General features: G+C 58.7%; 27 protein-coding genes. 17 read left to right on the top strand and 10 right to left on the bottom strand.

The features are described from left to right. Positions 1–61 precede the first annotated feature (61 nt). Entirely contained in the window at positions 62–1,480 is a 1,419-nt protein-coding gene (locus ACR0DE_RS10080) for a protein adenylyltransferase SelO (RefSeq protein WP_170567060.1), read from the top strand. 62 nt (positions 1,481–1,542) lie between these two features. Here ACR0DE_RS10080 and ACR0DE_RS10085 read toward each other — a convergent pair whose 3' ends face one another. Next, positions 1,543–1,974, bottom strand: coding sequence for a hypothetical protein (locus ACR0DE_RS10085; protein WP_480561400.1), 432 nt, complete (start codon positions 1,972–1,974; stop codon positions 1,543–1,545). Between the two features lie 116 nt (positions 1,975–2,090). On the opposite strand from ACR0DE_RS10085, the gene ACR0DE_RS10090 reads away from it, so the two are divergent. From ACR0DE_RS10090 to ACR0DE_RS10115, 6 genes are all read left to right on the top strand, one after another. Continuing rightward, positions 2,091–2,795: an endonuclease/exonuclease/phosphatase family protein gene (locus tag ACR0DE_RS10090; protein ID WP_170396721.1), complete on the top strand. Its 705-nt coding sequence runs from the start codon at positions 2,091–2,093 to the stop codon at positions 2,793–2,795. Positions 2,796–2,867: 72 nt separating this feature from the next. Then, positions 2,868–3,281, top strand: coding sequence for a Fur family transcriptional regulator (locus ACR0DE_RS10095; protein ID WP_170396723.1), 414 nt, complete (start codon positions 2,868–2,870; stop codon positions 3,279–3,281). A 136-nt stretch (positions 3,282–3,417) separates the two neighbouring features. After that, the gene (locus ACR0DE_RS10100; RefSeq protein ID WP_480752967.1) at positions 3,418–4,296 is read left to right on the top strand and encodes a DMT family transporter; all 879 of its coding nucleotides are present in this window, start codon (positions 3,418–3,420) and stop codon (positions 4,294–4,296) included. 144 nt (positions 4,297–4,440) lie between these two features. Further along, positions 4,441–5,718, top strand: coding sequence for a phosphopyruvate hydratase (eno, locus tag ACR0DE_RS10105; RefSeq protein WP_170406273.1), 1,278 nt, complete (start codon positions 4,441–4,443; stop codon positions 5,716–5,718). Between the two features lie 122 nt (positions 5,719–5,840). Then, a complete protein-coding gene (locus ACR0DE_RS10110) occupies positions 5,841–6,158 on the top strand; it encodes a hypothetical protein (RefSeq protein ID WP_170422059.1) in 318 nt (105 codons plus the stop codon). 102 nt (positions 6,159–6,260) lie between these two features. Then, positions 6,261–6,428 carry a hypothetical protein gene (locus ACR0DE_RS10115; protein ID WP_170396730.1) on the top strand — a complete coding sequence of 56 codons (168 nt, stop codon included), beginning with the start codon at positions 6,261–6,263 and terminating at the stop codon, positions 6,426–6,428. Here the strand turns inward: ACR0DE_RS10115 and ACR0DE_RS10120 are convergent. The 3 genes from ACR0DE_RS10120 to mazG form a co-directional block, all read right to left on the bottom strand. Beyond that, positions 6,425–6,874: a GNAT family N-acetyltransferase gene (locus ACR0DE_RS10120; RefSeq protein ID WP_170396732.1), complete on the bottom strand. Its 450-nt coding sequence runs from the start codon at positions 6,872–6,874 to the stop codon at positions 6,425–6,427. The two genes, ACR0DE_RS10115 and ACR0DE_RS10120, sit on opposite strands and share 4 nt — an antisense overlap. Beyond that, on the bottom strand, positions 6,871–7,809 hold the full coding sequence (locus ACR0DE_RS10125; RefSeq protein ID WP_480752969.1) for a nucleoside hydrolase: 939 nt from the start codon (positions 7,807–7,809) through the stop codon (positions 6,871–6,873). Before ACR0DE_RS10125 ends, ACR0DE_RS10120 begins: the two co-directional genes overlap by 4 nt. Before the next feature lie 63 nt (positions 7,810–7,872). Further along, positions 7,873–8,730, bottom strand: a complete 858-nt coding sequence (gene mazG, locus ACR0DE_RS10130; RefSeq protein ID WP_480752971.1) for a nucleoside triphosphate pyrophosphohydrolase — start codon at positions 8,728–8,730, stop codon at positions 7,873–7,875. Between the two features lie 66 nt (positions 8,731–8,796). Here mazG and ACR0DE_RS10135 point away from each other — a divergent pair, with 66 nt between their 5' ends. From ACR0DE_RS10135 to ACR0DE_RS10150, 4 genes are read left to right on the top strand one after another with little or no spacing between them, the layout of a single operon-like run. Continuing rightward, positions 8,797–9,960 carry a M20 aminoacylase family protein gene (locus ACR0DE_RS10135; RefSeq protein WP_170636205.1) on the top strand — a complete coding sequence of 388 codons (1,164 nt, stop codon included), beginning with the start codon at positions 8,797–8,799 and terminating at the stop codon, positions 9,958–9,960. A 12-nt stretch (positions 9,961–9,972) separates the two neighbouring features. Continuing rightward, entirely contained in the window at positions 9,973–10,941 is a 969-nt protein-coding gene (speB, locus tag ACR0DE_RS10140; RefSeq protein WP_480752974.1) for an agmatinase, read from the top strand. Positions 10,942–11,001: 60 nt separating this feature from the next. After that, positions 11,002–11,949, top strand: coding sequence for an agmatinase (speB, locus tag ACR0DE_RS10145; protein WP_170396741.1), 948 nt, complete (start codon positions 11,002–11,004; stop codon positions 11,947–11,949). Between the two features lie 45 nt (positions 11,950–11,994). Then, positions 11,995–12,408, top strand: coding sequence for a DUF1499 domain-containing protein (locus tag ACR0DE_RS10150; protein WP_480459319.1), 414 nt, complete (start codon positions 11,995–11,997; stop codon positions 12,406–12,408). Here ACR0DE_RS10150 and ACR0DE_RS10155 read toward each other — a convergent pair. Continuing rightward, positions 12,334–12,636: a hypothetical protein gene (locus tag ACR0DE_RS10155; protein ID WP_480601409.1), complete on the bottom strand. Its 303-nt coding sequence runs from the start codon at positions 12,634–12,636 to the stop codon at positions 12,334–12,336. The two genes, ACR0DE_RS10150 and ACR0DE_RS10155, sit on opposite strands and share 75 nt — an antisense overlap. Positions 12,637–12,698: 62 nt before the next feature. On the opposite strand from ACR0DE_RS10155, the gene prfA reads away from it, so the two are divergent. From prfA to ACR0DE_RS10170, 3 genes are all read left to right on the top strand, one after another. Then, positions 12,699–13,754 carry a peptide chain release factor 1 gene (prfA, locus tag ACR0DE_RS10160; RefSeq protein WP_170396981.1) on the top strand — a complete coding sequence of 352 codons (1,056 nt, stop codon included), beginning with the start codon at positions 12,699–12,701 and terminating at the stop codon, positions 13,752–13,754. Beyond that, positions 13,751–14,608, top strand: coding sequence for a peptide chain release factor N(5)-glutamine methyltransferase (gene prmC, locus ACR0DE_RS10165; RefSeq protein ID WP_480752979.1), 858 nt, complete (start codon positions 13,751–13,753; stop codon positions 14,606–14,608). Before prfA ends, prmC begins: the two co-directional genes overlap by 4 nt. 227 nt (positions 14,609–14,835) lie before the next feature. Further along, positions 14,836–15,417 carry a DUF4167 domain-containing protein gene (locus ACR0DE_RS10170; protein ID WP_170396747.1) on the top strand — a complete coding sequence of 194 codons (582 nt, stop codon included), beginning with the start codon at positions 14,836–14,838 and terminating at the stop codon, positions 15,415–15,417. A 58-nt stretch (positions 15,418–15,475) separates the two neighbouring features. Here ACR0DE_RS10170 and rsmA read toward each other — a convergent pair whose 3' ends face one another. From rsmA to lptG, 5 genes are all read right to left on the bottom strand, one after another. Next, on the bottom strand, positions 15,476–16,318 hold the full coding sequence (gene rsmA, locus ACR0DE_RS10175; protein ID WP_170396749.1) for a 16S rRNA (adenine(1518)-N(6)/adenine(1519)-N(6))-dimethyltransferase RsmA: 843 nt from the start codon (positions 16,316–16,318) through the stop codon (positions 15,476–15,478). 81 nt (positions 16,319–16,399) lie between these two features. Then, positions 16,400–17,365 carry a 4-hydroxythreonine-4-phosphate dehydrogenase PdxA gene (pdxA, locus tag ACR0DE_RS10180; RefSeq protein ID WP_480752980.1) on the bottom strand — a complete coding sequence of 322 codons (966 nt, stop codon included), beginning with the start codon at positions 17,363–17,365 and terminating at the stop codon, positions 16,400–16,402. Then, the gene (locus tag ACR0DE_RS10185; protein ID WP_480752981.1) at positions 17,362–18,615 is read right to left on the bottom strand and encodes a peptidylprolyl isomerase; all 1,254 of its coding nucleotides are present in this window, start codon (positions 18,613–18,615) and stop codon (positions 17,362–17,364) included. Before ACR0DE_RS10185 ends, pdxA begins: the two co-directional genes overlap by 4 nt. Beyond that, entirely contained in the window at positions 18,606–20,771 is a 2,166-nt protein-coding gene (locus tag ACR0DE_RS10190; RefSeq protein ID WP_170406233.1) for an LPS assembly protein LptD, read from the bottom strand. Before ACR0DE_RS10190 ends, ACR0DE_RS10185 begins: the two co-directional genes overlap by 10 nt. Continuing rightward, the gene (gene lptG / locus ACR0DE_RS10195; protein ID WP_223118273.1) at positions 20,771–21,871 is read right to left on the bottom strand and encodes an LPS export ABC transporter permease LptG; all 1,101 of its coding nucleotides are present in this window, start codon (positions 21,869–21,871) and stop codon (positions 20,771–20,773) included. Before lptG ends, ACR0DE_RS10190 begins: the two co-directional genes overlap by 1 nt. 219 nt (positions 21,872–22,090) lie before the next feature. Between lptG and ACR0DE_RS10200 the strand changes: the two genes are divergently transcribed. From ACR0DE_RS10200 to ACR0DE_RS10210, 3 genes are read left to right on the top strand one after another with little or no spacing between them, the layout of a single operon-like run. Continuing rightward, a complete protein-coding gene (locus tag ACR0DE_RS10200; protein ID WP_170626835.1) occupies positions 22,091–23,557 on the top strand; it encodes a leucyl aminopeptidase in 1,467 nt (488 codons plus the stop codon). Positions 23,558–23,561: 4 nt separating this feature from the next. Then, positions 23,562–24,020 carry a DNA polymerase III subunit chi gene (locus ACR0DE_RS10205; protein WP_480752984.1) on the top strand — a complete coding sequence of 153 codons (459 nt, stop codon included), beginning with the start codon at positions 23,562–23,564 and terminating at the stop codon, positions 24,018–24,020. A 31-nt stretch (positions 24,021–24,051) separates the two neighbouring features. Beyond that, on the top strand, positions 24,052–25,098 hold the full coding sequence (locus ACR0DE_RS10210; protein WP_170636199.1) for an aldo/keto reductase: 1,047 nt from the start codon (positions 24,052–24,054) through the stop codon (positions 25,096–25,098). Positions 25,099–25,144: the final 46 nt, after the last annotated feature.

The following is a 25,144-nucleotide window of genomic DNA, read 5'->3' on the forward strand; positions in this document are numbered from 1 at the left end:
TTATGCACGCACGCGCACGATCTGCTATGGCAATTGTGTATGCAGAGCATATGTTTGCCGCATGACTTTGACGATCCCGTTTGACAACAGCTATGTTCGCCTGCCGGACACCTTCTTTGCGCGGCAGGGGCCTGTGCCTGTGCGTGCACCAAAGCTTGTTGCCTTCAACAGTGATCTGGCGCGACTGTTGCGGATTGCGCCGGGCGACGTAGAAGAGATGGCGCAGGCTTTTGCGGGCAATACTGTGCCCGAAGGGGCCGAGCCGCTGGCGCAGTTATATTCCGGGCATCAGTTTGGCACCTATAACCCTCAACTAGGAGATGGGCGCGCGGTTTTGTTAGGTGAGACGGTCGGAACCGACGGGATTCGGCGGGATATTCAATTGAAGGGCTCAGGGCAGACACCTTTCTCGCGCCAGGGAGATGGACGTGCCTGGCTGGGGCCGGTTTTGCGCGAATATGTGGTTTCCGAGGCGATGCATGCGCTGGGCATTCCCACCACGCGCGCCTTGGCAGCGGTTGAAACCGGAGAGATCGTGCTGCGCGAGGGTCCGATGCCCGGGGCGGTACTGACACGTGTGGCGCAAAGCCATTTGCGGGTAGGCACGTTTCAGGTGTTTGCAGCGCGAGGGCAGTTAGAGAGCCTGCAACGGCTAACTGAATATGCCATTCAGCGCCACTATCCTGAGGCGGACGGGGCTATGGGTTTGTTGCGCGCGGTTCGGGATGCGCAGGCCGGGTTGATCGCCCGATGGATGAGCGTGGGTTTCATTCACGGGGTCATGAATACTGACAACAGCTCGATCGCCGGTGAGACGATCGACTATGGCCCATGTGCGTTCATGGACAGCTATCACCCGAATACAGTCTATAGCTCGATCGACCGGATGGGGCGGTATGCCTACTCGAACCAGCCTGAGATTGCGGTTTGGAATCTGGCGCAGCTGGCAACGGCCCTAATTCAGCAGTTTGGGGACAAGGACGCAGCTGTCGAAGAGGCCACCGAAATTGTCCATGCCATGCCTGCGTTGATGCAGGCACATTGGCTGGAACGTTTCAGGGCCAAGATCGGATTGGTTCGGGCAGAGGAGGGGGATCTTGAAATGATCTCGGATCTGTTGACGCGGATGGCGCAGAATCAGGCGGACTTCGCAAACACGTTCCGCGCGCTGGGCAGCGACCGCGCGCGAGACCAGTTTGCCGACCCGGCGGCTTTTGACGAATGGGCAAAGGGGTGGCAGGAACGCTTGGCGCGTGAGGATGCGCCTTTGGACGTGATGGCTGTGGCCAATCCGGCCTTCATTCCACGCAATCATCGGGTGGAGCAGATGATTCAGGCTGCGGTGCAGGGCGATTACGCACCGTTCAATCGGCTGAATGAAGTGCTGTCACGGCCGTATGAGGATCAACCAGAATCAGCTGACCTGATGCGCCCTCCGGCGAAGAACGAGGTCGTACACGCGACATTCTGCGGTACGTAACAAAGAGACGGTTTCTTATGAAGAAACCGAGCCTGAAACTTTTGAAGTTTCAGGTTTCGAGGCTATCGGGGCGTGTCTGCAAAGGGTTCGGCGATCACCTGACACGCATCTTCATAGACAACGTAGCCGATCCGGTCTGATCGCAGAGTATCGATCTGATATCCGTTTTCTTTGAGCAGTGCGACCATCTCATACGACTTGCCCAAAACCTCATTGGCTTCGGGTTTGAACCAGCTGAGGCCTTTGGTATTGCGCTGAAAGGCGCCTTTAGATTTTGTCCTGTTGAACCGATAGGGGATTTCAAGGTTTTCCCGGAACCAAACCAGCAGCGCCTCAATTCGATCGAATGTGTATTTATCCAGCGCGGCAGTGTCGCGCAGGTCGTAGGCCGCGCAGAAGAACCCCTGACGCGCGTCCATATCTTCTATCTTGATCGGGTGGACAAACCTTATGAACATGATCGTGAAGGTGGCCGAGGGGCTGCGCGGGCTCAAGGCCGTTTTGCACAAATGTTAGCGGAGCAGGCGGCGCGTTGCCATTCAGCGCTGGGTTCAGCTTGCACTTGTCCGACCAGTTGGCGATCTTGGGTTAAATCAGTTTAAGTGTGCCGATGACCTACCGCTCGACCTTGCGCCTTGCCAGTTACAACATTCAGAAATGCGTGGGACTCGATTTCCGGCGGCAGCCGCAGCGGATATTGCAGGTCATCGAAAGCATGCAGGCCGATATCGTTGTTCTGCAGGAGGCGGACAAACGATTGCCGCCCCGTCCTGCCGCTTTGCCACATTTCATGTTGGATGAGGCCGGGTGGCAGATCGTGGACCTGGGCGGTGCCGGTAGTCTTGGTTGGCATGGCAACGCGGTGATCTGGCGTGGGGACGCCATTCAGGTGCGTCAGGCAGGTCATCATGATTTGCCGGGTCTGGAGCCCCGCGGCGCCGTGCGGGTCGAGTTTGATACGCAGATCGGGCCTTTACGGGTGATGGGCATGCATCTTGGGCTTTTGCCGGCGTCGCGACGCCAACAGATCAGTCATATCCGTCGATGTGATTCTGATCTGGAACACATGCCCACCGTCTGGGCCGGGGATTTCAACGAATGGTCACGCCAGCCTGTTCTAGATCATTTGGCCCCGGACATGCGGTTTCTTCCTCCGGTTCCAAGCTTCCCGGCCGCGCAGCCATTGGGGGCACTGGACAGAATCGCGGTGGGGCAGGGGCTTGAGGCTGCACTGCACGGGGTGCATGATGCGCGGCCCGCGCATATCGCCTCGGATCATTTACCCGTCTGGGCCGATCTGCGACGCATCGCCTGACCGCAAAATCGTCTGTGGCGCAGGGCGCGTAGACATATTAAGACAGAACACCGAACAGTTCCGGGGGTCACCATGTCCGACACGATTATCGCCCGTTGCGAAGCCAAGGGCCTGCGCATGACCGGCCAGCGGCGGACCATCGCACAGGTCTTGCAGCAAAGCGAAGATCACCCGGATGTAGAAGAGCTTTATGCCCGTGCTTCAGCCGAAGATGCGGGAATTTCGATCGCGACAGTCTATCGTACCGTGAAGTTGTTCGAAGAGGCCGGGATACTTGAGCGGCTGGAGTTCGGCGACGGGCGCGCGCGATACGAAGATGCAGAGCGTGATCACCACGACCACCTGATCGACATGCAGTCAGGCGAGGTGATCGAGTTTGTCGACCCTGAGATAGAAGCGCTGCAAGAAAAGATTGCAGCCAAGCTTGGCTACAGGCTGAAAGGCCATCGCCTAGAATTGTACGGCGTACCGTTGGAAAAAGACTGACACATCACGAAAATCGATCGGTCGGTGAACGCGATTTCATCGAACATGTCGTAATACTGCTTGCGACGTCGCAAAGGTTGCGGTTTTGCTGCCGGAAAGGTCCGCCCGTCAGCGGCCTGTTCCAATGGAAACGCGCATGAACAACGTAAACGGCATTTTGCTGATCATCGGCTCGATGGCGGCCTTCGCGCTTGAGGACATGTTCATCAAGCATCTCTCGGTCAGTGTGTCGACCGGGCAGATCATGATCGCATTGGGTCTGATCTGCGGGGCTGTGTTCACGCTTATGTCTATGGCAACACGCAAACGCATCTTCGACCCGGTCGCGTGGCAACCTTTGCCGCTGATCCGTGCCGGGACCGAAGCCTTTGGTGCACTCAGCTTCGTGACCGCGCTGTCACTTGTTGATCTGTCGACTGTGGCGGCGGTTTTTCAGGCGATGCCACTATTCGTCACGATGGGGGCAGCACTGTTTCTGGGTGAGCAGGTCGGTTGGCGCCGTTGGAGCGCCATCGGGATCGGCTTTGTCGGCGTCTTGATGATCATCCGCCCCGGGTTCGAGGGATTCCAGCCGGAATCATTGTTTGTTTTGGTCTCGGTCGTTGCAATTGCCGCGCGCGATCTGATCACGCGTAGGTTGGATGTTCGTGTGGCCTCGTCGGTCGTCGCATTGCAGGCCTATATCGGAGTGGCGCTGGCCGGTGCGGCCCTTATGGTGTTCACAGCACAGCCCGTTGTGCCGCTGCAAGCTGCGCAGATCGGGCCTTATCTGGGTGCCATCGGGTTCGGCGTATTGGGCTATTACGGCATCGTAACCGCGATGCGGATCGGCGAAGCCTCAGCGCTGACGCCGTTTCGGTATACTCGGTTGGTGTTCTCGATCACGGCCGGGATGCTGATGTTTGGCGAACGCCCCGACAGCATGACGTTGGCCGGTGCCGGTCTGATTATCGGATCAGGTCTGTATACTTTCATCCGAGAACGCCAGCTGTCGCGGGCATTAGCAGTGGCCTAAGCGCCCGCGACCTGTTGGCGCAAACAGCAAACTGTTAGCCCTAAAGGCCGAAAAATATAAGTGTTAGCGATAACGGAAACGGTTTACTTTTCGCCGCGTGCTGGTATGAGGCATGCAACCGTTGGCATCATTGGGACCCGTATCATGAGCACGATCATCGACATCCACGCACGCGAAATATTGGACAGCCGGGGCAACCCGACGGTCGAAGTGGACGTGATTCTGGAAGACGGCACCATGGGCCGCGCCGCAGTGCCTTCAGGGGCGTCGACCGGCGCCTACGAGGCGGTGGAAAAGCGCGATGGTGACAAATCTCGTTACATGGGAAAGGGCGTACTGGAAGCGGTTGCTGCCGTTAACGGCGAGATCGCCGAAGAACTAGTGGGCTTTGACGCGACCGAGCAGGTGGCCATCGATCAGGCGATGATTGAACTCGACGGGACCGAGAACAAGGGCCGTCTGGGCGCGAACGCTATCCTGGGTGTCTCGCTGGCGACGGCCAAGGCGGCGGCGGATTTCACCACGCAGCCTCTGTATCGCTATGTTGGCGGTACTTCGGCGCGCGTTCTTCCGGTTCCGATGATGAACATCATCAACGGGGGTGAGCACGCCGATAATCCGATCGACATTCAGGAATTCATGATCATGCCGACCTCGGCCGCGAATATCCGCGAAGCCGTGCGCATGGGGTCGGAGGTGTTCCATACGCTCAAGCGCGAACTGTCGGCTGCCGGACTGGCCACCGGAGTGGGGGACGAAGGTGGTTTTGCCCCTAACATCGCTTCGACCCGTGAGGCACTGGATTTCATCCTGCAGGCGGTCGAAAAAGCGGGCTACAAACCCGGAGAAGAGATCCATCTGGCGCTGGACTGCGCCGCCACCGAATACTACCGCGACGGAAAATATGTTCTGTCGGGTGAAAACATCTCGCTGACCTCAGAGGAAAACGCAGAGTATCTGGCGACATTGGTCAAAGATTACCCAATTATCTCGATCGAAGACGGTATGTCCGAGGACGATTGGGATGGCTGGAAAGCGCTGACTGATGCCATCGGCAACGAAGTACAACTGGTCGGCGACGACCTGTTCGTAACCAACCCAGAGCGTCTGGCCGAGGGAATCGATCGTGGCTGTGCCAACTCGATGCTGGTTAAGGTGAACCAGATTGGATCACTAACTGAAACCCTGCGCGCCGTCGATATGGCCCACCGTGCACGGTATACCAACGTGATGTCGCATCGCTCGGGCGAGACCGAAGATGCCACCATTGCCGATTTGGCTGTGGCGACCAACTGCGGGCAGATCAAAACCGGCTCGTTGGCGCGGTCGGACCGGTTGGCCAAATACAACCAGCTGATCCGCATCGAGGAATCGCTGGGTGAGGTCGCAGAATACGCCGGCGCGTCGATCCTAAAGCGCTGAGTTTGGCGTACTTGGTAAAACCAGATCAGGCCCCGGTAGAACGCCGGGGCCATTTTTTTCTTTGAGTCATTACCGATCCGTCTAAGCTGGGCATCGAAGGCCAACATGGGAGAGGGCGATTTATGACAACATTCAAACGCATCGTTGGCGCTGGGGCGCTATTGATCCTGCCTCAGCTTGCAGGGGCTGATCGTCCGCCTCAGGCAGTGTGCCAGAAAATGGTGGAAGGCGATCCCAGCGGGCAGGTCACGATGGAGGAATGCCTGTGCACCTATAACGTCGCCAACACGGTTTTGGACGATGACATCAAAGAATTATTGTTCGAGTCCTGGTACACCGGTGAGAACATAACTGAACAGTTGAATGCGCTGCCCAAACCCAAACGCGTGCCCCGGCAGTTCAAGACCATGGAGCAGACGTTCAATAAGAACTGCCGCTGATCGTTAAGCTAAACAAACATAAATGTCGTTATGTGTGAACTTGTTCCTATTGCGGCGCTGTGACTCCCGATAGTCTGCAAGCATTGCAGAAAGGGGGACGATATGTCTGCTTCAAAGGTCTTTCTCGTAATTTCAATGCTTTGCGCGGGGATGCTGGCCGCATGTTCAGAGCCTGGGACCTATCCGATCACAGGGATGCAGGTTTCGCAGGATGATCCGGTGCAGGAAATGGCAAATCCGGCGGTAATCTTCCGGGGGGAATCGCGCTAAAGCGATTTGCTCATCAGCATGTAGCGATCGCGCGGTTTAAAACCTGACCGCAGATATAGTTTCTGCGCGGTTTCGTTGGTCCGGTCGACCTCAAGATGCAGGGCGGTCAGACCGGCCTCGGCCAACGCCTTGGGGAGATCATGCAGCACTTCGGTGGCGATACCGCGTCCGCGGACGGCGGGGCGGATGTAAATCTCATCTACAAAGGCATCCATGCCACCAAACTCGACCGACCAGCCGAAGGTGAGGATGACATAGCCCAGCGGTGCGCGGCCCGGACCGATCAGATATATGCACCCATGGGGAATTCCATCCAGTAGAGGGGTCAGCGCGTTGCGACGTTTCTCGTCATCCTGCGCGATGCCGGATTCCGAGTGAAACGCTGCGACCAGCGCCATCAGTCGGTCCAGATCGTCGGGGCGGGCAAGGCGGAGTGCGGCGGTCATAGGCGGGCAAGTCTTTCTGTGAGCAGGTCGAAGAAACCTTGGGCATCCATGTCACCCATGAACATGGCGTTTGGTGCGCGATCAGTGACCCGCCACCAGTCGGCCACTGTCATGCCCAACGTCAATTCTGATTGGGTTTCGATCTCAACATTGATGTGGCGGCCCGAGAACAACTCGGGTCGGATCAGATAGGCGGTGACGCAGGGGTCGTGCAGCGGTGCGCCCTCCGATCCGTATTTTTCCTTGTCGAAACGTTCGAAGAAATCGGTCATTTCTGCGACCGCATGACCAACCTTGCTGTCCAATGCCCGGAATGCATCGTTGCGATGGGGCGTGACCAGCGCGTCGTGGGTGACATCCAATGGCATTACGACGACATGAATGCCGGATTTAAACACAATATCAGCGGCTTCCGGGTCGACATAAATGTTGAATTCGGCTGCTGGTGTGATGTTTCCAACCTCAAAATACGCACCACCCATCAGCACGATTTCCTGCACCCGGTTGATGATGTCGGGCGCTTTCTGGAACGCTGTAGCGATGTTGGTCAGCGGCCCCAGAGGGCAGAGCGTCACCGTGCCGGGCTCATGTGCGCGTAGGGTATCGATGATAAAATCGACCGCGTGACCTTCGGCCAGAGGCATTTCAGGATCTGGCAAAACAGGGCCGTCGAGCCCTGTTTTACCATGCACATGCTCGGCGGTGACGAGCGGGCGTTTCAGGGGGCGATCGCATCCGGCGTAGACGGGGATTTCGGTGTGCCCCGCCAACTCGCACACGATGCGGGCGTTTTTGGCGGTCAGCTCCAAAGGCACGTTTCCAGCGACGGCGGTGATACCCAGAACCTCGATCTCTTCGGGGCTGGCAAGCGCCAGAAGAATGGCGACGGCGTCGTCCTGTCCGGGATCGGTGTCGATTATGATCTTGCGGGGCATGGGGGTCTCCGGGGGCGGTGAAGGTCGGACACTTGCAATTGTCGCGGGTCTTGTCTAGCCGAATTACGTGCCTGCCGGAGCATCCACCGGCGGGAGTTTGCCGTTGGCGCGGTGTTCCTCGATTTTCACCTCGTCCCACAGTGCGTCCATTTCGGCCAGATCACTTTGGGTGGGCGTTTTTCCGCGTTCGGCCAGCCGGGCTTCGACCTTCTCAAAACGACGAGTAAACTTGGCGTTTGTGCGGCGCAGGGCGGCTTCGGGTTCGATGCCTAAGTGGCGGCCGAGGTTGACAATCACGAACAGCAGATCGCCGAATTCATCCTCAAGCGCGTCGGCATCCATGCTGTCGCGCGCCTCTTCCAGCTCAGCGGCTTCCTCGGTGATCTTGGCGAGCACATGGCTGGCGTCAGGCCAGTCGAACCCTACGCGCGCGGCACGTTTCTGCAGCTTATGTGCGCGTAGCAGGGCGGGCAGGTTGGCGGCGACACCGTCTAGTGCACCTTTTTGTTCTTTGCCCGCACGTTCGGCGGCTTTGATGGTTTCCCAGTCCTTTGTCTGTTGATCCGCCGACTTCTCGCGGGACTCATCACCGAAGACATGTGGGTGACGGGTAACCATCTTGTCCGACATGGTGCGCACCACGTCCTGAAAGGTAAAATGCCCAGCCTCTTCAGCCATTTGCGCGTGGAAGACGGATTGGAACAGCAGGTCGCCAAGCTCTCCCTTCAATTCGTCATAAGCCTCGCGTTCGATGGCATCGGCGACTTCATAGGCTTCTTCGATCGTATAGGGCGCGATGGTCGAAAAATCCTGTTCGATATCCCACGGGCAGCCGGATTGAGGGTCGCGTAAGCGGCGCATGATTTCCAGCAAACGCTCGATACCTGCGTCCGTGTCGTGGATCAGAGGATTTTCGGCCATTGCGAACCCTTTCGTTCCGGTGTCAGATGCATCCATCCCGCAGTCAGGATCAGGAGTCCACCCCAGATGCCCGTCGTCAACCGAATTGCCGATTACGCCGCTGATATGGCCAAGTGGCGCCAGCACCTTCACACCATCCCCGAATTGGAATTCGAATGCTATGAGACCGCCGCCTATGTGGCCGAGCGTCTGCGCGAGTTTGGGGTAGATGAACTGCATGAGGGAATCGCCAAAACCGGCATGGTCGCGATCATCAACGGGCAGGGCGAGGGACCGACTATTGGTCTGCGCGCTGACATGGATGCTCTGCCGATTACCGAGGAGACGGGCGTGGACTACGCCTCGAAAAACCCCGGTAAGATGCATGCCTGCGGTCATGACGGGCATACAACCATGCTGCTGGGTGCTGCGCGCTATCTGGCCGAAACGCGGAATTTTGCGGGCCGGGTTGCGCTGATCTTTCAGCCTGCCGAGGAAGAGGGCGGCGGCGCGGGCGTGATGGTTGAAGAAGGCATCATGGATCGGTTCGATATCTCTCAGGTTTACGGTATCCACAACACTCCGGGTCGGCCCGAGGGGCTGTTCGAAACCACGCCGGGGCCGCTGATGGCCGCAGTAGATACGTTTGAGATCCATATTCAGGGCGTGGGCGGCCACGGGGCAATGCCGCATGAGACGCGCGACCCAGTGATGGCAGCTTGCGGGATGGCGCAGGCGATCCAAACCATCGTCAGCCGCAACCACTATGCGCTGGACGATCTGGTGGTGTCGGTGACGCAGATACACACCGGAACAGTGAATAACGTGATCCCTGACACCGCTTATCTGAATGGCACCGTTCGCACCTTTGATCCGGCCGTGCAAAGGATGGTCAAAGAGAGAATGGCGCAGATCGTGGCGGGGCAGGCGGCCTCGTACGGTGTCGAGGCCAAACTGGACTATCAGGAGGGTTATCCTGCCACCATCAATGACGCCGACAAGGCGGCATTCGCGGCTGAAGTGGCGCGGGATGTATCCGGCGCGGAACGCGTGAAAGATGATGCTGGGCGTGAGATGGGGGCAGAGGATTTTTCCTACATGCTGCAGGCCCGACCTGGTGCTTACTTGTTCATGGGGCAAGGAGATGGCGCGGGGCTGCACCATCCGAAATACAACTTCAATGACGACGTCGCGCCGATCGGAGCGTCCTTCTTCGCACGGATCGTCGAAAAGGCACAGCCGTTGGGCTGACAGGGAAAAGACATGGCACTGGAAGATGCAAAGAACCAGGTGGATGAGGCATTCACCAACCCCGATCTTAAGGGGCTGTCCTATGAAAACACCTTTGGCGGCGCGACTTCATTCCTGCGGCGGCTTTATACCAAAGACCTGACGGGTGCGGATATTGCTGTAACCGGCGTGCCTTTCGATCAGGCGGTGACAAACCGCCCCGGAACCCGGCTTGGCCCTCGTGCGATCCGCGAGGCCAGTGCCTTGCAATCGCCTGATGCGCCTTATGGCTGGCCCTTTGACGCGCTCAGCGAGCTGGCGATCGTGGATTATGGAGATATCGCCTACGACTATGCCAATATCCCGGCCTTTCCCGACACGCTGACCGATCATATCCGTACCATTTTGGCGGCGGATGTGGCTTCGGTCACGCTGGGAGGGGATCACTATATCAGCTTCCCGATCCTTAAGGCCTATGCCGAGAAATATGGGCCAATGTCACTGCTGCAATTCGATGCGCATACGGACACCTGGGCCGATGACGACATGTCCCGCGTGGACCACGGAACGATGTTCTACAAGGCGGTAAAATCGGGGTTGGTTGATCCGAAACGCTCTGTTCAGGTGGGCATTCGCACTACAAACGAAGACACGTTGGGCGTCAACATCATCGACGCGCGCGAGGTTTACGAATCCGGCCCAGCCGCCGTGGCGCAGAAGATCAGGGGTATTCTGCGCGACAGCCCCGTGTACCTGAGCTTCGACATCGACGGTCTGGACCCTGCTTTTGCGCCCGGTACTGGCACGCCAGTCTGGGGCGGGCTGAGTTCGATTCAGGCGCAAATCATCCTGCGCGACATTGCCGGGATCAACCTCAAAGGTGGCGACGTGGTCGAGGTTTCTCCGCCCTATGACACCTCTGGTGCGACGGCGATTGCGGGGGCTCATGTGGCAACACAGATCATTTGCCTTTTGGGGTGGAACAAGCTGGTGAAGCCTTAACCTTTGGTTAGGCATAATCCCGGTATCTGCTTGGTTAAGGCACCGGATCGGAGACATCACATGACCCAATACAACCAACCGATTGGCGGCAATGATCTGGCTCGGTTTTCGGGGCCGAACACGTTTATGCGGTTGCCACAGGCGTCGTCGCTGGACGGGCTGGATGTGGCGATCCTGGGGGTTCCGATGGATATCGGCACTTCGTGGCGGTCGGGCACACGGTTCGGACCCAAGCAGATTCGCAGTGAAAGTGCGATGATCCGGCCCTATAACATGTCCAATGGCGCGGCGCCCTTCGACCATCTGCAGATCGCAGATATCGGCGATCTGGCGATCAACACTTTCTCGCTCGCCGATAGTCTTAAGATCATCAAGGAAAGCTATGACGGCATTTTGGCGCAAGGTGTTGTTCCAGTGGCGATGGGTGGGGATCACTCGATCACTTTGCCGATCCTGCGGGCGATGGCAGCCAAGCACGGGCCTGTGGCTCTGGTGCACGTGGACGCCCATGCCGACGTGAATGATGAGATGTTCGGTGAAAAGGAAACCCACGGCACTGTCTTCCGCCGCGCCTATGAGGAAGGGCTGATTGTCCCTGACAAGACCTTTCAGATCGGCATTCGAGGCTCGGGTTACGCCGCCAGCGACTTTACCGAGGCACAAGGTTGGGGGTTCCGTCAGTACCCGGCGTGGGAGCTGTGGCAACAGAACCTGACCGAAATCGGCTCTTTGATCCGTAAAACTGTTGACGATCACCCGGTCTATATCACCTACGATATCGACAGCCTCGATCCGGCCTATGCACCCGGAACAGGCACGCCCGAGATCGCAGGTCTGACCACTCCGCAGGCGCTGCAGTTGATCCATGCGCTGGCAGGCATGAATGTGGTGGGCTGCGATCTGGTCGAAGTATCTCCACCCTATGATCCGTCGGGCAATACGGCTCTGACCGCAGCCAATCTACTGTTCGAGATGCTGTGCATTCTGCCCGGAGTGACGTCACGATAGGGGTGCGACGCCATCCTCTGACCGAGTAAGCAGGGCATAGCGGGAATGAATGGGCAGATGAAAATGGTGCTGTGGCTGTTGATTGCGGTGGGCCTTGCAATGGGTGCTTATATCCGACTTGCGCCCTCAGATCCTGTGCGCTGGCATGTGGCCCATGAAGACGCGGAACGAGACCTGAAGGGTGGTGTCGTTCGGGTCGTCGAAACCGGTCCTGATGGGCTGGCGCGTCTCGACAAAATTGCGCGCGCAACACCACGCACCAGTGTGCTGGCCGGATCTCTAGAAGAGGGCATGATCACCTATATCACCCGTACCAAGGTGTTCGGGTTTCCCGACTACACCACCGTGCAGCAAGACGGTGATACGCTGCGTATCTATGCCAGATTAAGATTTGGCCGGAGAGATTTCGGCGTCAATCGGGACCGGGTCACCCAGTGGCTTGCTTTGCTGCAACCCTGACGACAAACAGCCCTCTTGCACCTCGCGCCACATGGGCACGTTCAGCGACATCTGGCATTGGGCCATGAACATGCGGCCGTCGACCTGCAGGCATATCATTTCTCCCAACTCGATGCGGGTGCCGGATTTGTCGGTGCAATAGCAGTCTTGCACTTTGCCTCCGGGGCCAACAACATCGGCCATTCCGGGCGTCGCAATGAGTGTCAGGGCTATTATCAGTCGCTTCATGGTCCAAGCCTAGCACAAGGCAGGGCCTTGACCAAAGCCTCTGGATGATAGACACCGCGCGGATGATCCCCGAAGAACGCCTTGAACAGATAACTCAGCGATTCCAATACCTCGAAGCGGCCATGGCGGATGGTGCCTCGGGCGGGGATATTGCAGCTTTGGCAAAGGAATATTCCGACCTCAAGCCGGTGGTCGATCAGATCATGGCGTGGCGTCAGCTGGTTTCTGATCTGGCCGAGGCCGAGGCAATGCTGTCCGACCCGGACATGAAAGAGCTGGCCGAAGAGGAAATTCCAGAACTGCAGGCGCGTATCCCCGAGGCGGAGCATGCCTTGCAGCTGGCGCTGTTGCCCAAAGACGCGGCTGATGCGCGCCCGGCAATGCTGGAAATACGCCCCGGCACCGGCGGGGATGAGGCCGCGCTGTTCGCCGGAGACCTGCTGCGCATGTATCAACGCTATGCCGAAGCGCGGGGCTGGCAGTTCGAGATCATCGAGGAACAAGCGTCTGATCTTGGTGGGATCAAAGAGGTGGTGGCACATATCAAGGGCGACAATGTCTTTGCGCGGATGAAGTACGAATCCGGCGTGCATCGCGTGCAACGCGTGCCCGAAACCGAAAGCGGTGGGCGCATTCATACCTCGGCGGCGACGGTGGCGGTTTTGCCTGAGGCCGAGGATGTGGACATTCAGATCGATGCCAATGACATCCGAATTGACACGATGCGCAGCTCGGGCGCGGGGGGGCAGCACGTGAACACGACGGATTCGGCCGTACGGATTACTCACTTGCCCAGCGGTATCGTGGTGACCAGTTCCGAGAAATCCCAGCACCGAAACCGTGAGATAGCGATGCAGGTGCTGAAAACGCGCCTTTATGATCTTGAACGGCAGCGGATCGACAGCGAACGCTCGGCGGATCGCGCCAGTCAGGTCGGTTCAGGTGACCGATCCGAACGGATCAGGACCTATAATTTCCCGCAGGGCCGCATGACCGATCACCGCATCAACCTGACGCTTTATAAGCTGGATCAGGTGATGCAGGGCGATCTTGATGAGGTGATCGACGCGCTGACCGCAGATGATCAGGCTCGGCTTCTGGCCGAAATGGCGCAATGATTGCGGCGCTGACAGCCGCGCAGGCCATGGTCGCTGCAACCGCACGTTTGCGCGCAGCCGGTGTGCCTGATCCAGCGCGGGATGCGCGGGTGCTGCTGGCGCATGCGGCGCGGATCGAGGCCAGCCGGGTGACGCTGATCGCGCCCGAGGAGCTGCCGGTGGATATCGCGGAACGCTACGATCAATTGATCTCGCTAAGGGCCATCCGAGTGCCGGTATCGCATCTGCTGGGCGAGCGTGAATTCTATGGTCGGCGGTTTCGGGTCAGTCGCGATGTGCTGGACCCGCGCCCGGAGACCGAAGCATTGATCGAGGCGGCGCTGAGCGAGCCGTTTGATCATGTACTCGATTTGGGTGTGGGCTCGGGCTGTATCCTGATCACCTTGCTGGCCGAGCGGGCGAGTGCCTCGGGCGTCGGCGCCGACCTCAGCGAAGCTGCCTGTCTGCAGGCCAGCGCCAATGCAGTACAGCATCAGGTGCAGGCGCGCGTCGAGATTCGGCAATCTGACTGGTTCGAAAACATTGAAGGTCAGTTCGATCTGATTGTTTCGAATCCGCCCTATATTTCAGCGGACGAGATGCATGCGCTTTCCCCTGAAGTGCGCGAGCATGAGCCGCGCATGGCGCTGACGGATGAGGGCGACGGTCTGGATGCCTATCGCCGTATTGCGGCGTCGGCCCCGGATTATCTGATGCCCGGCGGACGTATCCTGGTTGAAATTGGCCCGACACAGGGCGCTTATGTTTCTGCCCTTTTTGATGCCGCTGGTTTGACCGGCGTAAAGGTGATCCCAGATTTGGACGGGCGTGATCGTGTTGTGGGGGCCAGAATGCCGCCTTCTAAGCGAAACTGAGGCCGAAAAATGCCGATTGATGTAAAAAAGCTGCGACATTTTCGAGAATCCCCTTGTCTGAACGCTCAGGACATGTTTACTCAGGATTAGTCGGCGAGGTTGACGCTGTTTCAGCGCACCCCTGACGCCAAGCCCAAAAAGTCGATAGCGCGTAACGGCACAAGCCACTGAGCAGCGTTAGATACGGGTTGATCGACAGTGAATTGATAAGGCTGACGTAAAGTAAGATGAGATCTTCCAAATCCCGCTCGCGGGCCAAGAACAACCGCAATCGTCCTTCTGGCGGAAACGTCGTAAACCGGGTTTTTGACAGCTCGGGCCCCGAAGGCAAGGTGCGTGGCACACCGCAGCAGATCATTGACAAATACAACCAATTGGCGCGCGACGCTCAGCTGTCGAATGACCGCGTGGCAGCTGAGAACTTTCAGCAACACGCCGAGCACTATCTGCGCATGCTAAGCGAAGCGCAGCGCGAGATCGAAGCGCGCCGCGAAGAGCAAGAGCGTCAGAACCGCGAACGACAGGCCGAGCGTGATCGTGAACGCGCGGAGCGTCAGGAACGCGAAGCAGCCCGTCAGGCCGATCCGGCCGAGGCTCCGCAGCCGGACGTTGTGGATTTCGGGAATGAGGCGGCTGCGCCCGATACAGGGCTGGTCGAGACGCCGGAAAGCAAGGATGCCGAGCAACCCGAAGCGACCGAGCGTAAGGAAAAGCCGCGCCGCCCGCGCACCCGGAAGCCAAAGGCTGCCACCCCTGCGGCTGAGGATGCACCCGCTGACAAGGGCGACGCACCCGAGGCAGCTGAATAAGCGCTTTTCGATCATGAATTTAATGAAAACCCCGGGCAAAGGCCTGGGGTTTTTTCGTTCAGGGTTTGCGAATTTCGCGCGCGAGCGCGCAGAAGGCTTCGAGCGGGATCTGCTCGGCCCGGTCGGTGGGTTTGATTCCGGCTGCGATCAGGCGGTCCTCGATATCTGGCGCTGCCCCTTTCAGTGAGGCCCGCAGCATTTTGCGGCGCTGATTGAAGGCTGTGGCAACCACGCGCGACAGGGTTGCGGCGTCAGCGGGATAGCGGGGTTCGGGCAGGGCAGTCAGGTGAACCACGGCGCTTGAGACCTTGGGCGGTGGAGTGAAGGCTCCGGGTGGCAGGGACATCGCAATGCGCGCTTCGGCCCGCCATTGGGCAAGGATGGCGAGGCGGCCATAGGCCTTGTTGCCGGGTTGGGCCACGATCCGCTCGGCCACTTCACGTTGAAACATAAGGGTCAGGCTCTGCCAGAAGGGCGGCCATTCGGGCGGGGTGAGCCAGCGGACCAGAAGCTCGGTCCCAACATTGTAGGGCAGGTTGGCGGCCACCCGGATCGGAGGCGTCAGATGGGCCAGCGGCTCGATTTCCAGCGCGTCGCCGTTGATCACTTCCAGCTGGCCCGGATAGGCGGCGGCGATGTCGTTCAGGGCGGCGATGCAGCGGGTGTCCTTTTCCACGGCCACGACCTTGCGCGCGCCTTCGGACAGAAGCCCGCGAGTCAGACCTCCGGGGCCTGGGCCGATTTCAAGGACATCGCATTGAGTCAGATCACCCGCCTGCCGCGCGATCTTGGCGGTCAAGTTGAGGTCGAGCAGGAAGTTCTGGCCCAGCGACTTGCGGGCCGAAAGCTGGTGAGTTGCGATAACCTCGCGCAGCGGGGGGAGGGAGTCGATGGCGCTCATGACTTTAGCGTTGTTCGGAATGGAGGGGGAGCGCCAGAGATTTTTTGCCTCCGGCGGAGGTATTTGGGGCCAGATGAAGCATTAGCGGGACTGCGCCATTCGCTGGGCGAGCTTCAGGGCCTCGATCAGGCTGTTGGGGGTCGCGCTGCTTTGGCCCGCGATGTCCAGAGCGGTGCCGTGATCCGGCGAGGTCCGGACGAAGGGCAGGCCCAAGGTTACGTTCACACCGCGGTCGAAATCCAGTGTCTTGATCGGGATCAGGGCCTGGTCGTGATACATCGCGATCGCGGCATCATATCGCGTGCGCGCCGCGGCGTGGAACATAGTGTCTGCCGGGTGGGGTCCGGTCACGGTGCAATCGACTGGATTGAGGTCTGCGATCAGTGGCGCGATCCAATCGAGTTCTTCCGTACCCATTTTCCCGCCTTCGCCAGCATGGGGGTTCAGCCCCGCGATGGCGATACGAGGATGGTGGATACCGAATTGGGTGCGCAGGCCTTGGGCGGTGATCTCGATGGTTTCACGCAGCACTTCTGGGGTGAGTGCGCTTGGGACCTGGGAGAGCGGGATGTGGATGGTGGCCGGAACCACGCGGAGCTGTTCGCTGGCAAGCATCATTACCACGCGCGACCGGCCTGCCAACGCCGCAAGAAATTCGGTATGGCCATGGAAGGCAAAGCCCGCACCGTCGATCAGCGCCTTTTTGTGGATCGGCGCGGTACAAAGTGCAGAAGCTGCACCGGAACTCACCAACTCAACACCCTTTTCAATAGAATCGATGACCGAAAGTGCGTTAGCCGGATCAGGGTGGCCGGGCATGTTCGGGGCGGGGAAGTCGAAATGCAGCACCGGGAGAGCCGAGGCGCTGGCCGGTGTGGCCTCTGACGGGTCGGCGATCCGGGTAATGGGTGTTCCATCGGGCAAATGTGATGCGTCGCCGATGTAGAAGAACGGACAGGTATCGCGCAGGGCTGCCCAAGCTTTGGCTGCGATTTCGGGTCCGATCCCGGCGGGCTCACCACAGCTTAGCGCGATTGGGGCGATCATTGTTCGATGATGACAGCGTCGGCCCTCAGCTGTTCCAGCAGGCTGTTTGCAAGGGCCTGTAACCGTTGCTGGGTCAGTGCGTTTGCCACGTCCACACGGGTGGTATCTTCGCCCAGGTTGCGGGTGCGATTGCACAGCATCAGGAACATCAGCGTCTGCCCGTTGTTGCGCGTCAGCGTGGCCGATGCCTCATTTGGATCAAGCTTGGCCAGCTCAAACGCTACGTCGCGTGGAATCGCCGAGGGGCTTTGGGTAAGGCGTTCCAGCACGTCGGGCGTTTGATCTTTGGCGATGCCGTAGAGGTCATCGCAGGTGTCGATCTCTTCCTTGAGCTTTTCAGCTTTTGCAAGCGTTTCGGCGCTGCGGCCACCGGGAAGGTAGTAGATCGCGTAGTCGATCTCGGAATAGGTTGGGGCACCTGCGGCAACTTCGCGGATGCCGCGCATCTGGAACAGAGCCACGGCGTTCGGGAGCGAAAGTGGGTCGGTGATCTCACCGTTTTTCAAGCCCAGAATGACGGGTTGCAGGGCCGGAGGCAGGTTGTTGAGCGACAGCCAATCCAGTCGCCCGCCATTCTCGCGTGTGGCAGCGGCAGAGTATTGCGTAGCAGCCGAAGAAAAGCTGTCTTGATCGGGAAGTTGTGAGATTTCATCGGCCAGGGCTTCAGCCTGCGCCAGGGTCTGCGGTGTTACCGGAATGATAATTTCGGACAACAAAACCTGCAGGCCGCCGCCGCCACCCTGACCCAAAGCACGGTTGATCTCATCTTCCGAGGGGCGAGCCTGCGACAGAAAGCGGGTACTGACAAAGTCGCGCCAGGACAATTGATCGGCGACAAAATCCCGTACGGTTTCCTTTGATACGCCCGCATCGTTGAGCAGCTGCAGAAACTCTTCGCTGCTGAGGTTGCCGCGCGAGGCGAATTCATCAATCCCGGTCTGGATATCTTCGGGCGCGGCTTCGATGCCGGCATCGCGCATCGCCTGTTTGCGCAAACGATCCTCGATCAAGGCTTCGCGGACTTCGCGCTCGGAACTGCCCGGAACGCCGAGCAGTTCGAGAAACTGCTGACGTTGTTGAAGCTCATACCAGGTGACAATGTCCTGATTGACCCGGATTGCAGGCGAGAACAGGCTTTGAGCCTGGACCTGTGGTGTGGCCATTGCAACAAGCGCGGCAGCCAGCACCGGCAGCACCGATCTACGGCAGCCAGAGCGGAGAGATTTTGTGAAACCTGAGATCAACTGCATCTTCTCTTAAACTTCTGTCCATCGCCTTCGACGGAATACCCTGTCAGGGCAACGGTAAAGCCGAATTCTGTCGAAGGCTCAATACTTGATGTGGAGGTAAAGCGTCTGTTGACGTTCACATTTACCTGCACACACTCATTTTCGTAGGTCACGCCGAACCCAAGGCGGAGTGGTTCGGATTCGCTGAAATCATAGCGTGCGCTGGCAAGGGTTAGCCAATTTTGGTCTACGCGGTAGCGGCCACCGACCCGTAGTTCCGAGATTTCATCATTATTTGCTTCAGCAGGATCAGGTTCGAGCCAGATGTACCCGCCGGAGATTGCCGTATCTCCATTAGACCAGCCTGCACGAATTTCAGCTTTGGTAAAACTGAAATCGCTGTTTAAAAGCCCACGCGCGGCCAATGTCAGCCCCTTGCCGTTATTCAATTGCCCGGCAAGCAGAATGTCGGACTTGGTACCCTGCAGCCCCGATGTGAGCGTGAAATCCGGATCCGCATCGGACCGGAAGACCTGTCCGATTGTCGCCAGCGCCCGCCAGCCGTCAGCGTTGTACCGAGACCAGTTCAGGCCCACAACGGCGGTTGCACCGTCTTCGCGGCGGTCGGGGGCCGGAAAGCGCGAAAGGGACAAAAGATTGCCCTGATCGAGTTCCTGAAAGGTACTTTCATCGTTGGGAACGTCATTGTTCGAAACATGCGTCCAACCAATTTGCGCGATTGGCTCAAGGATTTGTGTTGCACCGGACTGCTCGCGGCGCAGCATGGGGTAGCGCAGGGTAAAAGCTGCGCGCGGGGTCGAGCGGGTTACATTGTTCGGAAACTCGCTGTCATTGCGGATATTGAACGTATCCACTGACGCGCCCACCAATGCCTCTGCACGTAATCCGGTCGCAAAGGTCCAGTTGCGCAGCCATTCCGCATCGAATGTTGCCCTGGCGACGTCGCGACCAATAATATCTTCGTCACTGGTTCGCGTGTGGGTGTGACCATCGAGGCTTAGTTCAACTTCACCCCCTAAGGTGCTGGGGAAGAATCGCTTTCGATAGTTGATGTCGAAGACACGCGATGGGATTTCATCCTGATTTTCGCTATCCCGAAGGGACTTGTAGTGGATGAAGCTGGTTCTGAACGCCGTATCACGCTTGATCCGCTCAAGTGCAATTTCGCTACGCAGGCGGTCAAAATCGGGCAAGCCGTAATCTGCCAGATACGAGTCATCCGAAGTTGTTTTGATATCGAATGTCAGCCGGTAGTCATTTCCAAGACCGAACCGGCCATCGGCGAAGAAATACCCCCGATCCTGACCGGGCTGCAGGTCGTCGCGTGTATAAGAGCCTCGCAGCCGAATGCGCCCGCGTTTGAATGCCTGCCGGTAACGAAACCCAAGTGTGCGGGTCTTGGACGACAGATAGGGCGTTAGAGTCAGGTCCTTGTGATCTCCGATCTTGAAGAAATACGGCACCTGAACTCCAGTGCCCAGTTGCGAAGTGGTGCGGATCGACGGCACGAGAAAGCCGGTCGCCCGCTCAAGTGTCGGGTCGGGTAGGCGTAGCGTGGGAAAGTAGAAGACCGGGACATCGAGTATTCGGAACTGTGCGCCTTCGAAATAGAGCTGCCGTTCAAGCTGGTCATGGGTCACTTTCCGGGCGCGAATTTGCCAGATCGGGGGTCTGCCATTCGCGCAGACATGACATGAGGTTGCAGCGACCTTGCTGAATTGCGTATAGCGACCTGCCGCACGGGTGGCCTGGACTGAGGCGATCTGCACTTGCTGGTCAAAGACCATGCGCGCGCCCATCAGAAGTCCATTCTGTATCCCGCTGTCCAACTGCGCGGAATCGGCCAGCAATGTGCTGTTCCCGCCTTGATCGATCCGGATTGGGCCGGTCAGGGTCAGCTCGCCGGTTTCGCGATCATAGGTGACGCTTTGCGCTGTCAGTTTGACGTCGCCTTGGAAGGCCTCGACATTCCCCTCTGCGACCAGTTTGCGATCCGGGGTAATGAATATCTCATCGGCCACCAGTAGGGCGGGTTGATTCTGTTCAGTCGCGTCAGCCTCGCTGGCGGCACCTTCTGGTTCGGACTGTGCGGCAACTGCTGCAGGCAGCGAGAGGATTAGTGCGCTCGACAGCAACAAAGACAGGACGGAGCGCATCAGCCATCCTCCGCATGGAGCAACAGGCCCAGAGACAGTAGAATGCCCGCAAAGGGTGGGGCCCAGGCCGAGACCAGAATAGGTAATTGCCCGTTTTCGCCAAGAATTTGGGCGAAATTCCGGATGAAGTAGATACCGAACCCCAGCAATACAGCGGTCAGCACGGCAACTCCGGTGCCGCCGAACCGGACATGGCGCATTGTGAAGGCGGCCCCGATCAGAACCATCGAAACCAGAAACAGGGGTCGCGCAAGTTGTACCTGCAGCCAGACCTCATATTGCTTGGTTGAAAATCCCGCCTCGCCCAGATCACGAATCAACTGGGGCAGATCATAGACCGAAACTGAATCCTTTTGCCCGAGAGTGTCCAGAATCCGGTCTCTGGTCAGCGTTGTGGGTAGGTTCAGGATCTCATGGCTGGTGGCATTTGCTTCGGGATTGAGATCGTCCTGAATGGGCCAGATTTTGGCCTGATGCAAGGTCCAGAATCCATCCTCCAGATCAGCTTGCTGGGCCGAGATTTGCTGGTTCGGCTTGCCGTCGGATGAGAACGTTGTGATGGTCACGTTCCGCAGGGCGAACCGGTCGCCGTTGACAGTGCCGGTTGCGTGAATCACCGACTGACCGTTGGCTGAGCTCTGGCGCAGCCACAACCCCTCGCGGCTGATGGACAGGGCTGAGCCACCCTGGTTGCGATAGCCATCGGACAAGCGTTGGAACTCTTCCGACGTCGCGGCCGCGATGGGATTCAGCAAAGTCACAGCAAGTGCGCCGATGGTCAGCGCAAGCAACACGGGCGCCAGCAGGGCTCGGATACCGGATCGCCCGATAGCGCGGGTCACCACCAGTTCGGAGCTGCGGGCGAGGCCGACAAACAGCGCGATCGTGGCCAGGATCATCAGCAGGGGCAACATCTCGCTGATCGCGGCCGGTGTGTTCAGCAACGTCAGTTGCAGCAACTGGCCAAAGGATAGGTCAACACCATCGAACCGCCGCACCTGTTCGATCAGATCGATCAGGATCATCAAGGTCAGAAAAATACCGCCGATTACAAGAAAGCTTTGAATAAAGCGGCGGGCAAAATAGCGGTCGAGGATCACTTGGGCATCCCCGTCAAACCCCGGCATCCAAGAATCACAATCGGGCATGGAATCATGCGCGACGGCCTGTAACTGCCGATTGGTGTCACGTTCTCTCCCCCGAGCCTGCCGTTATTTTCGCGCGACCATAATGCAATTGCCCGGCGGGGAAAACTGCTATCTGGTCAACGGTGGCTGCGCGGGCTAGGTCTTGGGCAACGCATTTTTTAGGAGAATGATATGAGCAGTCTTGTGCCCGTCCGATTCACCCCCTTTGACCTTGATGCGATAGCGCAAACCGAAGGGCGCGTGGCCATACTCATTCCCGCCGATGGCAAGATGAGCCCCGCCGCGCGTCGAGCCAATCGCCTGACCAAAGGCGCGGTTGCGCGGCTGGTCGAAAGCGAGCGGTTCAGCAAGGTCAAATCGGGTAATGTTATTTCGCTGGCCTGGCCTGCCGGAATGGTGGCCGAGGCGCTGGATATTCTGGTGTTGCCGCGTCGCCCCGACTCTGACGAGGCACGCAAGGCCGGGGCCAATCTGGCGAAAGCTGCAGCGGGCAAACCCGTGCTGGTCATGGCCGCCAATCACGCGCGTATCGAAGAGGTAGCCTTGGGCATGGTACTGCGGGCCTACGATTTCGATGTCCACAAATCCAAGGACTCAGACCCGGCGGGTGAGATCACCATCGGTCACTCCAAGCCAGAGGAGGCCGAAGCTGACTTTGCGCCGCTCTATGCCGTCGCAGACGGTGTGCGCATGACACGAGACCTGACAAATGAACCCGCGAATGTGCTGACGACAACTGAGTTCGCGGACAGGTTGGTCGAGATGGAATCGCTGGGCCTGAAGGTCGAGGTTCTGGAAGAGGACAAGCTGGCCGAACTGGGCATGCGTACGCTGCTGAGCGTCGGGCAGGGCTCGGTCAGCCCCTCGAAAGTTGTGGTGATGCAATGGGACGGCGGCGACAAGGATGACGCGCCGCTGGCCTTGGTCGGCAAGGGCGTCGTGTTCGATACCGGCGGTATCTCGCTTAAGCCGGCCGGAGGCATGGAAGACATGACCATGGACATGGGCGGCGCGGGTGTTGTTGCCGGAACCATGCGAGCGTTGGCCAAGCGCAACGCCAAAGCCAATGTCGTGGGGCTGGTCGGGTTGGTTGAAAACATGCCCTCGGGCAATGCGACCCGTCCGGGCGATGTGGTCACTTCGATGAAAGGCGACACTGTCGAGATCATCAACACCGATGCCGAGGGTCGTTTGGTTCTATGTGACGTCATGTGGTACGCGCAGGATCGGTTCCAGCCGGTGGGCATGATCGATCTGGCCACTCTGACGGGCGCGGTCATCATTGGTCTTGGGCATGAGAATGCCGGTGTGTTTTCAAACAATGACACCTTCTGCGACGCCTTCCTGAAGTCGGCCAAGGCCGAGGACGAGGGCGCATGGCGGCTGCCCTTGGGTGAAGGCTACGACAAACAACTTAAATCGCGCATTGCGGATATGAAGAACGTGGGCGGGCGGCCCGCAGGTTCGATCACCGCAGCGCAGTTCCTGCAGCGTTTCGTCAAGGAAGAGACGCCGTGGATTCACTTGGATATCGCAGGTGTGGCCTCTGTCTCTTCCGAGACCTCTTATGCGCCGAAAGGGGCCACGGGCTGGGGCGTCCGCGCGCTAAGCCGGTTCGTGCAGGACAATTTCGAGTAAGCGCATGGGTGCCGTCTATTTCTACCACCTGACCCGTCAGCCGTTGGAGCACACATTGCCTGTGCTGCTCGAAAAGGCACGGCAGGCCGGATGGCGGATTGCCGTGCGGGGTGTCGACCCTGCGCGGATGGACTGGCTGGATGAGAAGTTGTGGCTGGGACCTGAGGACGGGTTCCTGCCGCATGGCCGCGAAGGTGGCCCGCACGACGCGGCACAGCCCGTTCTGCTGACGACCGGCCAAGGGGCAGCAAATGGCGCGACCTGTGTAATGGCTGTCGATGGGGCAACGGTTGAGGCGGAGGAAGTTTCGACCATGGAGCGTGTCTGCATTCTGTTCGACGGGAATGATCCGGAGGCGGTTCAACATGCGCGCGGGCAGTGGAAGGCTCTGACCGGGGCGGGGTGTTCGGCACAGTATTGGTCCGAGGAATCCGGACGATGGGAGAAAAAGGCCGAGGCTTGATCGGCCACAAATATATTTTAGGAGATTTCAAATGGATATGAAGCCTTTGGGCCGCACCGGGATCATGGTGTCGGATTTATGTCTTGGGACAATGACCTTTGGTACTCAGACCTCGGAAACTGAGGCGCACCGCCAGATGGACATGGCGCTTGCGGGTGGGATCAACTTTGTCGACGCGGCTGAGATGTATCCGGTGAACCCGATCTCGGCAGAGACGGTCGGGCGGACCGAGGAAATAATTGGCAATTGGAATGCCGCCAATCGTTCGCGTCGAGGGGACTATGTGCTGGCCACGAAACACTCCGGTGAAGGGTTCGTGCATGCGCGCAATGGCGCCCCAATCTCGAAAGAGACCATACCTGAGGCGATAGAGGGTTCACTGCGTCGTCTACAGACTGATTGCATAGATCTCTATCAGTTCCACTGGCCAAATCGTGGCAGCTACATGTTCCGACAGAACTGGGACTATGCGCCCTTGGGTCACAACCGTGACGAGATTATGGACGAGATGCGCGAAAGCCTGATCGCTCTGCAGGCGCAGGTGGACAAGGGCAATATCCGTGCCTTTGGTCTGTCGAATGAAAGCGCTTGGGGTACCGCTCAGTGGTTGCGGGCGTCGGATGAGGTTAGTGGACCTCGGGTCGCGTCGATCCAGAACGAGTATTCTTTGCTCTGCCGGTTATTCGATACCGACCTGGCTGAATTGTGTCTTCTGGAAGATGTCGGGTTGCTGTCCTTTTCGCCTTTGGCTGCGGGTTTCCTGACCGGGAAGTATCAAGGCGGGGCTATTCCAGAAGGGTCGCGCATGGCGCTGGTGCCGAATATGGGCGGACGCAAAACGGATCGCGTGTATGATGCCGTGGCTGCTTATCTAGAAATCGCGCAGCGACACGGGTTGGACCCCGTGCACATGTCCTTGGCGTGGTGTTGCAGCCGGCCGTTTATGGGATCGACCATTTTCGGCGCGACGACTGTGGCGCAGCTAGAACATATTCTGGCGGGTAAGGATTTGAAGCTGTCGTCCGAAGTGATGGCCGAGATCAGTGCGGCGCATCGGGCGTTTCCGATGCCATATTGAAGGGATGGGGGCTCTGCCCCCGTCGCCTTTGGCGACTCCCCCGAGG

The sequence above is a fragment of the Ruegeria sp. C10 genome (assembly GCF_056537805.1).

What these genes read in the sequence shown, in the direction of transcription:
- prfA (WP_170396981.1), top strand. Translation starts at nt 12,699, where the DNA reads ATGATCCCCGAAGAACGCCTTGAACAGATAACTCAGCGATTCCAATAC.
- ACR0DE_RS10135 (WP_170636205.1), top strand. Translation starts at nt 8,797, where the DNA reads ATGCCCGTCGTCAACCGAATTGCCGATTACGCCGCTGATATGGCCAAG.
- ACR0DE_RS10170 (WP_170396747.1), top strand. Translation starts at nt 14,836, where the DNA reads ATGAGATCTTCCAAATCCCGCTCGCGGGCCAAGAACAACCGCAATCGT.
- pdxA (WP_480752980.1), bottom strand. Translation starts at nt 17,365, where the DNA reads ATGATCGCCCCAATCGCGCTAAGCTGTGGTGAGCCCGCCGGGATCGGA.
- ACR0DE_RS10095 (WP_170396723.1), top strand. Translation starts at nt 2,868, where the DNA reads ATGTCCGACACGATTATCGCCCGTTGCGAAGCCAAGGGCCTGCGCATG.
- ACR0DE_RS10210 (WP_170636199.1), top strand. Translation starts at nt 24,052, where the DNA reads ATGGATATGAAGCCTTTGGGCCGCACCGGGATCATGGTGTCGGATTTA.
- ACR0DE_RS10205 (WP_480752984.1), top strand. Translation starts at nt 23,562, where the DNA reads ATGGGTGCCGTCTATTTCTACCACCTGACCCGTCAGCCGTTGGAGCAC.
- ACR0DE_RS10125 (WP_480752969.1), bottom strand. Translation starts at nt 7,809, where the DNA reads ATGCCCCGCAAGATCATAATCGACACCGATCCCGGACAGGACGACGCC.
- ACR0DE_RS10115 (WP_170396730.1), top strand. Translation starts at nt 6,261, where the DNA reads ATGTCTGCTTCAAAGGTCTTTCTCGTAATTTCAATGCTTTGCGCGGGG.
- prmC (WP_480752979.1), top strand. Translation starts at nt 13,751, where the DNA reads ATGATTGCGGCGCTGACAGCCGCGCAGGCCATGGTCGCTGCAACCGCA.
- ACR0DE_RS10080 (WP_170567060.1), top strand. Translation starts at nt 62, where the DNA reads ATGACTTTGACGATCCCGTTTGACAACAGCTATGTTCGCCTGCCGGAC.
- ACR0DE_RS10090 (WP_170396721.1), top strand. Translation starts at nt 2,091, where the DNA reads ATGACCTACCGCTCGACCTTGCGCCTTGCCAGTTACAACATTCAGAAA.
- ACR0DE_RS10190 (WP_170406233.1), bottom strand. Translation starts at nt 20,771, where the DNA reads ATGCGCTCCGTCCTGTCTTTGTTGCTGTCGAGCGCACTAATCCTCTCG.
- ACR0DE_RS10200 (WP_170626835.1), top strand. Translation starts at nt 22,091, where the DNA reads ATGAGCAGTCTTGTGCCCGTCCGATTCACCCCCTTTGACCTTGATGCG.
- ACR0DE_RS10100 (WP_480752967.1), top strand. Translation starts at nt 3,418, where the DNA reads ATGAACAACGTAAACGGCATTTTGCTGATCATCGGCTCGATGGCGGCC.
- mazG (WP_480752971.1), bottom strand. Translation starts at nt 8,730, where the DNA reads ATGGCCGAAAATCCTCTGATCCACGACACGGACGCAGGTATCGAGCGT.
- speB (WP_170396741.1), top strand. Translation starts at nt 11,002, where the DNA reads ATGACCCAATACAACCAACCGATTGGCGGCAATGATCTGGCTCGGTTT.
- ACR0DE_RS10110 (WP_170422059.1), top strand. Translation starts at nt 5,841, where the DNA reads ATGACAACATTCAAACGCATCGTTGGCGCTGGGGCGCTATTGATCCTG.
- eno (WP_170406273.1), top strand. Translation starts at nt 4,441, where the DNA reads ATGAGCACGATCATCGACATCCACGCACGCGAAATATTGGACAGCCGG.
- speB (WP_480752974.1), top strand. Translation starts at nt 9,973, where the DNA reads ATGGCACTGGAAGATGCAAAGAACCAGGTGGATGAGGCATTCACCAAC.
- ACR0DE_RS10185 (WP_480752981.1), bottom strand. Translation starts at nt 18,615, where the DNA reads ATGCAGTTGATCTCAGGTTTCACAAAATCTCTCCGCTCTGGCTGCCGT.
- rsmA (WP_170396749.1), bottom strand. Translation starts at nt 16,318, where the DNA reads ATGAGCGCCATCGACTCCCTCCCCCCGCTGCGCGAGGTTATCGCAACT.
- ACR0DE_RS10120 (WP_170396732.1), bottom strand. Translation starts at nt 6,874, where the DNA reads ATGACCGCCGCACTCCGCCTTGCCCGCCCCGACGATCTGGACCGACTG.
- ACR0DE_RS10155 (WP_480601409.1), bottom strand. Translation starts at nt 12,636, where the DNA reads ATGAAGCGACTGATAATAGCCCTGACACTCATTGCGACGCCCGGAATG.
- ACR0DE_RS10150 (WP_480459319.1), top strand. Translation starts at nt 11,995, where the DNA reads ATGAATGGGCAGATGAAAATGGTGCTGTGGCTGTTGATTGCGGTGGGC.